The organism is uncultured Campylobacter sp. (assembly GCF_937996225.1).
Classification (GTDB): domain Bacteria; phylum Campylobacterota; class Campylobacteria; order Campylobacterales; family Campylobacteraceae; genus Campylobacter_B.
In genome coordinates this window covers 53,863-65,939 of record NZ_CALKTC010000063.1, presented here as the reverse complement: position 1 = coordinate 65,939, position 12,077 = coordinate 53,863, and the positions used below count along the sequence as shown (strand labels likewise).

The 12,077-nt window shown below is 44.8% G+C and carries 12 protein-coding genes; 8 read left to right on the top strand and 4 right to left on the bottom strand.

What is annotated here, in order from left to right; translation table 11 throughout:
• The coding region (locus Q0174_RS07515; protein ID WP_298042975.1) for a transporter substrate-binding domain-containing protein at window positions 1–742 on the bottom strand (742 nt) is incomplete at its 3' end.
• Between the two features lie 97 nt (window positions 743–839).
• On the opposite strand from Q0174_RS07515, the gene Q0174_RS07510 reads away from it, so the two are divergent.
• Window positions 840–1,865: a hypothetical protein gene (locus tag Q0174_RS07510; protein ID WP_298042972.1), complete on the top strand. Its 1,026-nt coding sequence runs from the start codon at window positions 840–842 to the stop codon at window positions 1,863–1,865.
• A gap of 300 nt (window positions 1,866–2,165) precedes the next feature.
• Window positions 2,166–2,573, top strand: coding sequence for a DUF805 domain-containing protein (locus Q0174_RS07505; protein ID WP_298042969.1), 408 nt, complete (start codon window positions 2,166–2,168; stop codon window positions 2,571–2,573).
• 148 nt (window positions 2,574–2,721) lie between these two features.
• On the opposite strand, the gene Q0174_RS07500 is transcribed toward Q0174_RS07505, so the two are convergent.
• Window positions 2,722–3,303 carry a Crp/Fnr family transcriptional regulator gene (locus Q0174_RS07500; RefSeq protein WP_298042966.1) on the bottom strand — a complete coding sequence of 194 codons (582 nt, stop codon included), beginning with the start codon at window positions 3,301–3,303 and terminating at the stop codon, window positions 2,722–2,724.
• Window positions 3,304–3,430: 127 nt separating this feature from the next.
• Between Q0174_RS07500 and Q0174_RS07495 the strand changes: the two genes are divergently transcribed.
• The 3 genes from Q0174_RS07495 to Q0174_RS07485 all read left to right on the top strand — a co-directional run bounded on the left by Q0174_RS07495 (window position 3,431) and on the right by Q0174_RS07485 (window position 7,448).
• Window positions 3,431–3,997, top strand: a complete 567-nt coding sequence (locus Q0174_RS07495; protein WP_298042963.1) for a hypothetical protein — start codon at window positions 3,431–3,433, stop codon at window positions 3,995–3,997.
• Between the two features lie 13 nt (window positions 3,998–4,010).
• The gene (locus Q0174_RS07490; protein WP_298042961.1) at window positions 4,011–6,458 is read left to right on the top strand and encodes a molybdopterin-dependent oxidoreductase; all 2,448 of its coding nucleotides are present in this window, start codon (window positions 4,011–4,013) and stop codon (window positions 6,456–6,458) included.
• A 366-nt stretch (window positions 6,459–6,824) separates the two neighbouring features.
• On the top strand, window positions 6,825–7,448 hold the full coding sequence (locus Q0174_RS07485; RefSeq protein WP_298042958.1) for a hypothetical protein: 624 nt from the start codon (window positions 6,825–6,827) through the stop codon (window positions 7,446–7,448).
• Between the two features lie 277 nt (window positions 7,449–7,725).
• On the opposite strand, the gene tpx is transcribed toward Q0174_RS07485, so the two are convergent.
• On the bottom strand, window positions 7,726–8,250 hold the full coding sequence (gene tpx / locus Q0174_RS07480; protein ID WP_297881845.1) for a thiol peroxidase: 525 nt from the start codon (window positions 8,248–8,250) through the stop codon (window positions 7,726–7,728).
• An 89-nt stretch (window positions 8,251–8,339) separates the two neighbouring features.
• Here tpx and Q0174_RS07475 point away from each other — a divergent pair, with 89 nt between their 5' ends.
• From Q0174_RS07475 to hutX, 3 genes are all read left to right on the top strand, one after another.
• The gene (locus Q0174_RS07475; RefSeq protein ID WP_298042956.1) at window positions 8,340–9,767 is read left to right on the top strand and encodes a TM2 domain-containing protein; all 1,428 of its coding nucleotides are present in this window, start codon (window positions 8,340–8,342) and stop codon (window positions 9,765–9,767) included.
• 60 nt (window positions 9,768–9,827) lie between these two features.
• On the top strand, window positions 9,828–10,271 hold the full coding sequence (locus Q0174_RS07470; protein ID WP_005872982.1) for a DUF805 domain-containing protein: 444 nt from the start codon (window positions 9,828–9,830) through the stop codon (window positions 10,269–10,271).
• Between the two features lie 217 nt (window positions 10,272–10,488).
• Complete coding sequence (gene hutX, locus Q0174_RS07465) at window positions 10,489–11,001, top strand: heme utilization cystosolic carrier protein HutX (protein WP_298042953.1); 513 nt, start codon at window positions 10,489–10,491, stop codon at window positions 10,999–11,001.
• Window positions 11,002–11,265: 264 nt separating this feature from the next.
• Here hutX and Q0174_RS07460 read toward each other — a convergent pair whose 3' ends face one another.
• Window positions 11,266–11,700 carry an Imm12 family immunity protein gene (locus Q0174_RS07460; RefSeq protein ID WP_298042951.1) on the bottom strand — a complete coding sequence of 145 codons (435 nt, stop codon included), beginning with the start codon at window positions 11,698–11,700 and terminating at the stop codon, window positions 11,266–11,268.
• Window positions 11,701–12,077: the final 377 nt, after the last annotated feature.

Here is a 12,077-nt window from a genome sequence, read left to right as displayed (position 1 = left end):
ATGGCTCGAAAGTGTCCTCATAAGCCTTTTTGAAAAAGCCCTCTTTGCTTAGCTTAACAAGCTCTGCGTTGATGAAATCAAGCAGCTCCTTATTTCCCTTTTGCACGCCAATACCGATGAAATCGGGCTTGCCGAAGTTTTGAAACGGCACTTCGAGCGTATCGTCCACGACGGCGTAGGCTAGCACCGTGATGTTAAGGTTGATGTATCCGTCGGCTTTGCCGTCACGGATCATCGCGTAGCATTCGCTTGTGTTTTTGCAGTAGCTTACGTTGCTAAATTTCTCTTTTTTGAGGTAATTATCTACGGTCGTGCCCTCTTCGGTTATGAGTCTCATATCGCGCAAACGCGATATATCTTTGATGGCATCCGCTTTGCGAGTTAGTACGCCGAGATTGGTCGAAAAATACGGCATCGAGAAGTCTACATGATTTTTGCGCGCCGAATCGATGACGAAGGTAGCTGCAACTATATCGACTTTATTATTGACTAGATACGAGACGCGATCGGCGGCGCTTAGAGAGACAAACTGCACTTCGCCTTGTTTGGCACCGAAAATCGCCTTTGCGATCGCATTGGCAAGCTCGATCTCAAAGCCTTCAAATTTACCGCCGCTAATCTCGCTAAAAGGCGGTCTACCATCTCTGACGCCGACTCTGATGACGCCGCTATTTCTGATCTCTTGCAGCGTGTTTGCAAAAAGCCCCGCACAAAGCAAGATCAAAGTAAAAAGTAGTTTCATTTGCCGCTCCTTTGTTTAGGTTATTTATGGCTAATTTTAGCGAAATTAAAATCAAAAGGCGCTTTTTTGGGCTAAATTTATTTGCCGTTTGCTTTTTATGAAATTTCAAGACGCCGTTAAATTTAGCCTTAGATTTGATATAATCGCGCAAAATTTAAGCGAGGGCAATATGAAAAATTTTATCTTTTTGTGGCTTTTGCTTTCGGGCTGCGCTTTCGGCGCCGTTAAAGAGGATGCGGCTTCTACTACGCAACAGGCGGCGTCAAATTTGCCGCAGCCAAATTTTGAAATTTTTTACGATGAAAATGCTAGCGATGCGCAGATAGATGCGGGCTTGGACGCACTTTTAGCCTTCGCGGCGCAAAACAGGGGCAGGATCGACGAGGATTTCGGGGAGTTTAAAGATAGAATTTTCACCGCTTTCATTTTTAATCCGAAGGTGCTACGAAATTCAAAATTTGACTTCGAGCGGATAGAAAAAATCCTTAAATTTAAACCAAATCTCAATTACGGCGGAGACGGCGGTTATTTCTCGCCGCTAAAGCTCGCGATCTTTTTCGGCTCGAAATTTAGCAGCGAGATAGCGAAGCTTTACCATTTTGATAAAGCCGATGCGATGCGGCTTTTAGAGCTTTTGGTGCGAAACGGCGCGGACGTCAAGGCTAGCGGGCTGCTGCGAGATGCCGCGGCAAACGATAATTTCGAGGCATTTAAGTTTTTGATTGCAAACGGCGCGCGAGATACGAAAGATGTGGTCGGCTCGGTTGCGGGCAGCGAATTAATATTTTTAAGTGACAACAACGTTTCTATTCTCGGATATAAAGAGGCGCTACCGCTTGCTGCGAGGGAGTTTGCCGCGGGAGCCAAATTTAAAGAATTCCGCGACGAGAGATTACGCTATTTGGACGAAATTTTAAAATTCCAAAGCTTTGCGAGCATTGATAAAAAGGAGATCGAAACGCTTATCAAAGTAGCTGTGGTGCTGGATGACGAGATGACGGCGAAATTTCTGCTCTCGCGAGGTCTGTGCGAGCAGAAAGAGCTTTGCGAGTTTCTAAAAGCGCAGGCAAAAACTTACGACGCTGCAAAAATTTCTAAAATTTTAAGCCGCAAAGAGAAGTAAATTTTAAAATTTGAGCGGCTATATGGCGGTGTAAAGCAGATAAAATCGCTATTATAATTGTGCTAGTCGCAGCCGCCCTACTTTGTTATTTAGCGCGAGCGAAAAAGCAAAATTTCTTCCGCCTAACCTACTCTCCTCCGCTTATCAAACAGCTCGCTATTAAGCCCATTCGAGATAAATTTTAATTTATTTGCCAGACAGCGCGGCGGCGAAGGTAAATTTTAAAATTTAATCAATACAAAGGACAAATTTAAGTGCCATTGTTATATAATTTATCTTATTTTTAAAAAGGAGTTTGAGATGACTTTTATAGAGTCTGTTCGCACTTGTCTCAAAGAGAATTATTGCAATTTTGAGGGGCGTGCACCACGTTCAGAGTACTGGTGGTTTGCATTATTTGCGGCACTTTTAGGAATCGTAACATTAGTACTGGACGGTTTTTTAGGCACCTATGCCGTTACGAGTTCCGGTAGAATGATCGGTTTCATTAACTCAATCTTTTTATTAGCAATACTTTTACCTTCTATTGCCGTAGCGGTAAGGCGTCTGCACGATACCGATAGAAGTGGCTGGTTTTATCTGTTAATTTTTATCCCGATAATAGGCCCGGTAGTATTGATCGTGTTTTTTATCCAGCAAGGCACTAATGGACGTAACCGCTTTGGAGACGATCCGTTGCGACCTGCAAGCAGAGGCTCTATTTTTTAATCCATAGCTTTGCAGCACATACATAAGCTTCGCAAATAAGCTAAATTTAGGGCTAATCTCATTTTGGTTTTAGCCCTTTATTTTATGAGGCGGTTCCGCTCAAAATAATCCTTTTCGTCTAAATTTAGATCCGCCGCGCAGATCCGAACTATAAAATTTTAATTCTATTGCCCTTTAATTTCACGATCTTTTTGTCATTTACTAGCTTCGTAATCGCTTGGGAGACATTTTGGCGAGGCGCGCCGAGCAGGCTTGCAAGCGTCATTATATTAAAGGGAAGCTCCACGATCTTGTCTGCGTTTGCGATGCGATTTAGAAAATTTAAAATCCGCGTCTGGATTTTCGCAAAGACGATCTCTTTAATTAAAATCCGTTGCGAGTAGATGTTTTTGATAAGCGCGTTTATGATTGAGCTTGCAAACTCGTCTCCAAGCAGCTCAAAAAGCTCCGAGATATTGATCTGCAGCGTCTCGCAGTCGCTTAAAATTTCAAGGCTCGTGTTTTTATCCAAGCAGACGTAGGCGCCGCTTTTTACGAAGCTAAAGATAAATTCCTTGCCGTTTTCGTAACAGTTTAGCTTCGCTTTGCCGCGCAGCAGAATGATAAATTTAAACTTTTGCGCGTAGATCACGTCGCCGCGAGCGTAGCTTTCGCGCCTAAATTTGGCAATCCGCTCCCTGCTTAAAAAGTCGAATTTCTCGCTGTAATCGTTATTTAGTCTATCTATCATAGCAGCTCTTTGCATAAAATTTCACGTAAATTTTACATAAAAAGGATAAATTCGTCGCAATCGCGACAAATTTAAATTTATCTTTGATTTATAATTCGCGTTAAAGATAACCTAGAAAGGATACTTTATGAGGAAAATTTTTATCTCATTTATCTGTGCGTGTTCGCTTTTTGGCGGCGAGGTAATCTCTAAAACCGCTACGATCTCGCAAGACGGCAAAGCAATCGGCGAGGCTGAAATTTTAACGCCGATCGAGGTGCTATCCAGCGAAGGTGGCGTTACCAAGATTAAAATTAAAGGCGTCGTGAGCGAAAACTATCAACTTCAGATCCAAAAAAATATGAAAGAGGCTGAAATTTACGCGATTTTTACGAACGAGGCCGAAGCGAATTTTAAAAAGGGCAAAAAGCTCGAGGACGATTACGGCGAGATCTGGTACGAGGTCGAGGGGATTTACGATGTCGGCTCGGATGCCGTAGCCAAGGACGCTAAGGCGCTTTATGCGGAGGCAAAGACAAACTACGAGCAGATCTGCTCGGCGTGTCATAGGCTTCACGAGCCGAATAGCTTTACGGCAAATCAATGGCCTGCAAATTTACAAGAGATGATCAATGCAAACTACGTAGCGCTCGAGGGCGACGAGCTAAATTTGATCATAAAATATCTACAACACAACGCAAAAAAACCTGAATGATAAAGGAGATCAGATGAAAAGGCGAGACTTTTTAAAGGCAGGGATTTTAGGCGCAAGCGCGGCAAGCGCTAGCAGGATCGAGGGGGTAACGCAGACGATTTTTGATAACAAAAAGGTATTCGGCGCAAATAGATTCGGCACTTTTTGGCTAAATTTAAACTCATCGCAGATCGTTTCGGTAAGCGATTTCGAAGGCGATAAATTTCCAAATACGATGAATTACAGCCTGCCCGATAATATCCAAAACGAAAACCGCGTGCTCTATCCGATGGTGCGCAAGAGCTATCTAAAGGCAAAAGGCGCGGCAAAGAGCGAACTGCGCGGTAAAGAGGAGTTTGTGCGGGTTAGCTGGGACACAGCCCTTGATCTAGCGGCGAAGGCTTTGAAAGAAAACTTTGACAAATACGGCGCCGAGGCGATCTACGGCGAGTGCTACTGGTGGGGCGGCAGCGGCAAGATCGGCTGGGGACGCACCGTAGCGCACCGAATGCTTAAAATTTTAGGCGGTTACGTAGAGGAAAGCGGCGATTATTCGACTGGCGCGGGGCTTGTCATCATGCCTCACGTGCTGGGCTCAAGCGCCGTTTACGACGCGCCTACTACGTGGAAAGCGATCGTCAAAAACGCCAAAAACGTCGTATTTTGGGCGACCGATCCTGCGGTAACCAATCAAATTTCATCCATTCCGCCTACGCACGACGGCTACATCGGCATGCAAGAGCTTAAAAAATCGGGCATCAAAACCTACAGCGTAAACGTGATGAGAAACGACACTGCGCGCTACTTCGGCAGCGAAGATATCATTGTGCGCCCAAACACCGACACTGCGCTCATCATCGGTATGTGCCATTATCTGTTTACGAACAACCTCTACGACGAGGAATTTATCAAAAAATGCACCGTCGGATTTAATAAATTTAAAGCGTATTTTCTAGGCGAGAGCGATAAAATCGTAAAGGACGCAGCTTGGGCGAGCAAAATTTGCGGGCTTAGCGAGGAGGCTATTGCGAAATTTGCTACGGCACTTGCAAAGGAGCCGACCACGATCCTAATCGGTCGCGGTTTGCAGCGCGCAGATCACGGCGAGCAGCCTTTCTGGGCGCTAGTGGCGCTTAATGCGATGCTGGGATATATCGGCAAGGAGGGTCTCGGCTTTGAATTTAGCCTGGGCTACGGCTCCGCGGGCGCTACGAATAAAGTGGCTCCGATTTTAAAGGGACTTAGCACGCGCATAGATGAGAAATACGAAAACACGGGCTCTGCGCCTTGGAAAAACGCGAAAAACATCACCATCCCGTCCTCTCGCAGCATAGAGGCGCTGGAGCATCCGGGCAAGCAGATCGATTATGACGGTACCAAGATCAAGCTGCCGCATATGAGAGTCGCTTATATGGCGTGCGGATCGATGTTTACGCGCCATCAAGATGTGAATAATATTGTGAGGCAGTGGCGTAAATTTGACACCGTCATCACCGCCGAGCCGTACTGGACGAGCACCGCAAAACTTAGCGACATCGTGCTTCCCGTCGCGATCGAGGTCGAGCGTAACGACATCAACCAAACGGGCGCTACGGGCGAATATATAGTCGCTTATAGACCTGCAATCGAGCCGATGGGCGAGAGCAAGAGCGACTTTTGGATCTGCGAGCAGATCTGCAAGCGCTGGGGATATGGCGAGGTCTTTAGCGAGGGCAAGGACGAGCTAGGCTGGATGAAGGAATTCTACGCCGATGCCGCAGAGCAAGCCAAAGGTCTAAATATAACGATGCCTAGCTTCGAGGAATTTTACGATAAAGGCTTCGTGCGCTTTGAAAAGGACGACGAGAGTAGCGCGCTATATACGCGCCTTGCGGCATTTCGCGAAAATCCCGCCAAAAACCGCCTAGGCACCCCATCTGGCAAGATCGAGCTTTACTCACCAACGATCGCTAAGATGGGCTATGCCGACTGCCCGCCGATGCCTACTTGGATCGAGCCTAAAGAGTGGCTAGGCGATGCGAAAAAGACGGCGAAGTACCCGATTCACATCGTAAGCCCGCACTCTCGCTACCGCTTGCACAGCCAGCTAAACAACTCGATCATCAGAAATTTTGCCGAAGTTAGCGGCAGAGAGCCGGTGCTTATCAATCCAAAAGACGCCGAAGCGCGCGGTTTGGCTACGGGCGACATCGTGCGCGTTTTCAACGATCGCGGCGAAATTTTAGCGGGCGTGCTCATCACCGACATCGTGCCTGAGCGCGTCGCAGCGATCTGCGAAGGTGCATGGTACGATCCCGAGGTTTGGGGCGAGAAAAGCCTCTGCCAACACGGCTGCGTAAATGTGCTTACTTTTGATAAAGGCACGTCAAGTCTCGCGCAAAGCAACTCGGCTCACACCGTGCTAGCGCAAATCGAGAAATTTAAGGGGGAGATTAAGCCGATTACGGCGTTTGGTAAACCTAAAATTTTGCAGTCGCTATAAAATTTAGCGCGTCGTCTCGCGAGTGCTTTTGAGAGAGATTTGAAATTTTAAGTCTGCGGCAGACTACTTGTCTAGCCTTGACTTAAAATTTCTGCACAACTCTCAAAATCATCTCGCGATTACTTCCGCTTGTCTTTTTACGCTCAAATTTGCAATTTGTTGAATTTGAACGTAAATTTACTTTCTTTCGTATTTGTCAAATTTGAACGTAAATTTTATGCGAACTAAAAACTCTGCTAAAATTGGCTCAAATTTGACCCAAAGGCAGCGCCGTGCAAATCCCGAATTTGATCCGAAATTTTATCCGCAAACGCATAGTTTCGGAGTGCATTTTGCTGCCGTTTTTCTATCCTGACGAGGGCGAGTTTGAGAGTTTTCAGGAGGGGGTATAGGCTCGCTAGCCGCAAAACGAGCGAGGAGCTAGCAAACGACGCACCCAAGCAGTGGCGCAAGAGTTGGCGGGTCATCGCGCGTAACGGCATGGACGATCCGTTTTTCGTGGATTTTGCTCTTGGGGATGCCTCACCCGTTTACTTCGCCTATCACGGCGCGGGCTTTTGGGAGGCGATAAAGGTTGCGGACGACATCGTTAAATTTGAAGAAATTTTAACTGCACTTGCCGCGCTTGAGCCGCCTTGCTCTATTGAGCTGATCGCGCCGCTTGCGGATTTAAACAACGAATTTTATCGCGAGCTGGTGGACGACTACGCGCAGCAAGATGAAGCACGCGAGGAGCCGGGATATAAATATTTCAGCGTTTTCATCGAGAACTTGGGTGCCGATAAGGTAAAAACGCTCGTGTTTTTAAAGAAAATTTTTGACGACGAGAGCTTTGCGACGACCAAAGATAGGACGCAAAATTTGCCGCTTTGCGTATTTAGCGGCATAGAGGAGCTGTCGCTACCGCTGCAAGACAAACTCGCCTCGCTCGGAGTTAAATTCCACGCCCGCGAGATAACTTTTAGCGAATTTATCGCGCGGAGTAGTTAAGCGAGCAAATTTTAAAATTTTAACTCTCGCTGCTGCTAAATTTAAAATCTAGCGGCGAGTAATCCTATAAATTTTGTTCTCATTCGCTTACTATTACTGTGCGTTAATAGCTTTGCGTACGCTGGAGCGAAAATTAAAGCGTAAAATCAAAATGTAAAATTGAAGTGGATTTTAAGCGCCCTACTTCGTTTTTTTTACTTGCAGTAGGGCGAATTTGCTTAAAGTAGTGAACTAAAGCGAGGCGAAAATTATCCAAACCTTGGATCTATTATCTTGCTCAGTTAGAGCAGCTGTTGCGAGCGACGAGCTCTGCAAAATCCAGCGCTGCGTCGTAGTCGGGTTCAGAGGCTATGTCGCTTACGAGCTCTTTATAAACCACAACGCCTGCGGTATCTATGACGAAGATTGCTCTGGCGCTAAGACCTGCTAATGCGCCGCTGGCGATGAGAGTGCCGTAGCGGCGGCAAAATTCCTTATCGCGGAAATCACTTGCAACGCGTAGATTTTTGATCCCCTCAGTCGTGCAAAACCTCCCCATCGCAAACGGTAAATCCATCGAAACGACGATTACTTCAGTGTTAGGAAGCGATGCGGCGCGCTCGTTGAACTTGCGTGCCTCCGTCGCGCAGACGGGCGTATCTAGCGATGGCACAGCGACGATGATTTGCACGTGCTTGCCGCTAGCGATCTCGATTTCGCTTAGATCTTGAGCTACTAAGCGCACTTGCGGCGCGCGATCACCTAGATTTATCTCTTGCCCACTTAGCTCTACAGGCTTTCCTTGAAATGTTACTTTTGACATTTTTGTCCTTTGTTTTGAATTTGTAGCGGCGAATATACAGAAATTCCTTAAATTTCAGGTAAAATTGCTTTAAAAATCAAGGAGAGCAGATGGGCGAAGATATTTGGGGCGGCAGCAGTAATCCTGCATCGCTAGCCAGTATAAGACGTAAAAGTGGCGAAGAGAAAAAGCCTCTGGACGAGAAACCACAGGAGCAATCTGAGAATTTAGATTTAGCGCGAGAAGCTCTTGCGGCGGATGATACTAGCGAGCAAAATTTCGCGGCTCAGAATTCTATAGAGCAAAATTTAGCTTTTGCAGCTCAAGGCTCGGATGAAGAAAATTCTATTTTACGAGATTCTGCCGCGACAGGCTCTAGCGAGCAAGATTCTAACGCTAAAAGTTTGAATTCTACCGAAGATGCTACGAACTCGCAGAATTTTGCAGAGCAGAATTCCACTTGGCAAAATTCAGCTTCCTTAAATTCCGATAGAATTAGCTCTACACAAAGCTCAGCTAGGGCTTACGATCTAAATAAGGCCTACGTATTTTATATGTTCCTAGGGCCTTTCGGTGCGCATAGATTTTATCTTGGGCGTATAATTTCCGCGATTTTTCAGCTTTTAGGCGGGCTGCCATTTCTCATCTGGCTTTTTTTAGTAGTGGTTGCTGTCATGTGGACGAGTATAGAAGGTAACGATCTGTTAGCGCTTATAAACTCGTCTCGTCCGGATTTGGGTGTGCAAGCATCAGACCTAAAAGATATAGAACAGGGCTTTTTTCATTTTATGGTTATTTTCTCGGTGCCTAATGTTTTGTTTTTAATTTGGCTTGTTAGCGACTTTTTTAGGTTGCCTGATATGGTGCGAAAGCTAAATGTATCCGTAGGCGCGGGAGCAATCCTGTATGTTTATGCGGATGACGCTAAAGAGCAGAGCGAAAATCTATCTACTGCCAAAACTACCCTTTACATAGCGTTTGGGCTTGAGGCGTTAAATGCGGTAGGCAGATATATCAAGAATGTAGATAAAGTGGGTGCGTTGGAAGGCGTCGGACTTATATCGATGATATGCCTAGCTGTGGGGCTATATTTTTTAGCGCGCGCTATACGCAGCACGGATCTGCTATCAAACGCCGTGTTAGTCGGGGTTTCCTCGGCTATAAGCGCAGTAAGCACTATATTTGTAGGATTTGAATTGTTTAAACCATCAGTTTTTATGATAAGCATTTATTACGTATGCACAGCGGTATATCTGATCTATCAGCTGCTAGTTAGTAAAGAGCTTTATGATTGTAGCGGAGAGAAAAACTATCTAAGAGCGTTTTATGTTATTGCAGCTACGGAGATAGTAACTCTAGTCTTGATAGCGCTTGACTCGCAGCTTTTCGCTTTAGTATTTGCCATAGGGTGGTTAGCTTCGGTAGTTTTAAATGTTTCGGCGGTTTATGGCACTAGGGAGGTTACCGCTTCAAAAGGTGGCTACAATCTAGCGAATCTGGCGTATCACGTAAGGCAGATGAATAGGCGGGAGTTTTAGGTATTTAAATTTAAGGGGCGATTAGTATAATTCTATATTATTTTAAAAAAGGAGTTTTAAATGACTTTTATGGAGTCCGTGCAAACTTGCGTCAAGCAAAAATACGCCGCATTTAGCGGGCGAGCATCGAGGTCGGAGTACTGGTGGTTTTTTCTATTTACCGTGCTTGGCGGGATTGTTTTGAGCTTGATAGATGGCGTTTTAGGCACTACGATAGGGTACAATCAAATAATAGCCGGCAAAATCGTCCATCAAGAAATCGGCATTATAGATGCGCTTTTTCAGCTGGCTATGCTCGTGCCAGCCATCGCTGTATCAGTCAGGCGATTACATGACACGGATAGAAGCGGCTGGTTTTTTCTGCTTATTCTAACGCCGATAGTAGGTGCTTTTTTCGGCGATATCGGGCTTTTGGTATCATTTGTGGGTTGGATAGTGCTGCTTGTATTTTTCGTGCAGCGCGGCGATAGCGGGTCCAATCGCTTCGGATACGATCCGCTATGATAAAGCTCTAAAGCTTTGCGGAATTTTAGAATTCTAAAATTCCGTGCAGATAAAATTCTTTGTATTGTCGTTTAAAATTCTACGCATAAGCACTTTGTAGCGCTAAATCTTTCTTCAAATAAACTTTTCAATTACGCTTTAATTGATTGCCGTTATCTGTAACTTAGAATTTTTATATTATAATGGCGCTCAAAATTTTATTTTAGAAAGGATGAAAATGAAAGAGAGAATCGAGGCGCTGTTCGCGCAAAACCCTAAAATTTCGATCGCGCAGATCTGCAAAGAGCTCGGCGCCAAGGAGATCGACGTACTACTAAACCTGCCCGAGCGCTTCGGAAAGAGCGCGGGCGGCGATAAATTCGGCGAGGTCATTAGGGAGCTTGAGAGTTGGGGCGAGGTGCTTTTCGTGAAAAATACGCCGAGCTTCATCATCGAGTTTAAAACCAAGATCCCAAGCGGCAAGAGCGCGCGCGGATTTTATAATTTCGGCATGGGCGCAAACGGCGATGAGGCGCACGGGCTGGGCATTTTAGCAGGTCATCTAAAGACGGATGAGATCGATAAGATCATCCTCGTGACACAGACTTTCATGGAGATGCTTTCAAAATTCGTGGGCTTTTACGACAAAGCGGGCGAGAATATCTTTAAAATTTACGTCTCGCGCGATGAGAAAGGACAGCTGCTAGCCGAGCAAGACGCGAAATTTGAAGCGTTAAAAGCCGCGATTTAGCATTCGCGCGGGATTAATTTTGCCCCATTGCTCGCGCATTGCTTGCTTGAGTTTAAAATTCTGCGCGGTGATAGGCAGGCGCTTTGAGCCCGCCAGTAAACTCTAGACAAAATTTAAAATTATCGTTGATGATGAAATTCCAAACTCGCCTCGTCGCTATTTTGCGTCTTAAGGGCGTTTGGAATTTTACGAGCCCAGCTCACGCCTGCCTTATCTGAAGCGGAATTTTACCGCTTCAGATAGATAGCCTTTTTAAATTTTATTTCAACAATTTACTACTAAATTTTCAAAAATTTTATTTATATTGTCTTTGTACCGCGTATCGTCAAATTCCAAATTATTATTAGCAATTTTCCGCCCGGTAATATCTCCAAGCTCTATAAGGTACTGCTTGAACTTTTCTAAAAATTTATCTACGTTCGCCCTTTTATCGGAGCTCCACTCGTCTGAGCTAAAATGAATATACGCGATAATTTTTTTGCTTTTAAGATAATATTTCGGCTGGTAAATTCCCGATTTCGGAAAATATCTCGATACTTCCCCGCTCAAACAAAGGCAAATATCGATCTTTTGTAGAGACTCCATTTCAAAGTTGCTAAAAACCCTTTTAATCTCTTGCCTTGCCACTCTTATAATATCCGGTATATAGATCGGCACATCATCCGCCCCGCCGATAACGGCATTTATGTTAAATTTCATACGGCACCTCGTCCTTAAATTATAAAGCGATATTATTCAAAATTTTGGCTCATTATATCATCTTCATAATATTTATTGAGTGCTGGAGCTACGGAGTTTTGAAATCGATATATTTTTTATCAAAATAGACCCGAATGAAGATTAAATTTTATAAAATCTACCGTTTTAATTTCATATCTCAAAAACTTTCCGCCGCCACGCAAGGAGCGTCAAATTTTAAAATTGAAATTTTATACGTTAAGCTTAAAGCTTATTAAACTCCGATATTTAGGGCAATGTAGACCTGAAATTTTATCTTTTACTGCTATAATTCTCTCAGAAATTTAAATCTTAAGATTAAAAAGTATTCTTAAGAATTTTATAAGACGGAGGAGATC

Excerpts from the sequence above, each read along its gene's own strand:
- Q0174_RS07475 (WP_298042956.1), top strand. The coding sequence starts at position 8,340 with ATGGGCGAAGATATTTGGGGCGGCAGCAGTAATCCTGCATCGCTAGCC.
- hutX (WP_298042953.1), top strand. The coding sequence starts at position 10,489 with ATGAAAGAGAGAATCGAGGCGCTGTTCGCGCAAAACCCTAAAATTTCG.
- Q0174_RS07490 (WP_298042961.1), top strand. The coding sequence starts at position 4,011 with ATGAAAAGGCGAGACTTTTTAAAGGCAGGGATTTTAGGCGCAAGCGCG.
- Q0174_RS07460 (WP_298042951.1), bottom strand. The coding sequence starts at position 11,700 with ATGAAATTTAACATAAATGCCGTTATCGGCGGGGCGGATGATGTGCCG.
- Q0174_RS07500 (WP_298042966.1), bottom strand. The coding sequence starts at position 3,303 with ATGATAGATAGACTAAATAACGATTACAGCGAGAAATTCGACTTTTTA.
- Q0174_RS07505 (WP_298042969.1), top strand. The coding sequence starts at position 2,166 with ATGACTTTTATAGAGTCTGTTCGCACTTGTCTCAAAGAGAATTATTGC.
- Q0174_RS07510 (WP_298042972.1), top strand. The coding sequence starts at position 840 with ATGAAATTTCAAGACGCCGTTAAATTTAGCCTTAGATTTGATATAATC.
- Q0174_RS07470 (WP_005872982.1), top strand. The coding sequence starts at position 9,828 with ATGACTTTTATGGAGTCCGTGCAAACTTGCGTCAAGCAAAAATACGCC.
- Q0174_RS07495 (WP_298042963.1), top strand. The coding sequence starts at position 3,431 with ATGAGGAAAATTTTTATCTCATTTATCTGTGCGTGTTCGCTTTTTGGC.
- tpx (WP_297881845.1), bottom strand. The coding sequence starts at position 8,250 with ATGTCAAAAGTAACATTTCAAGGAAAGCCTGTAGAGCTAAGTGGGCAA.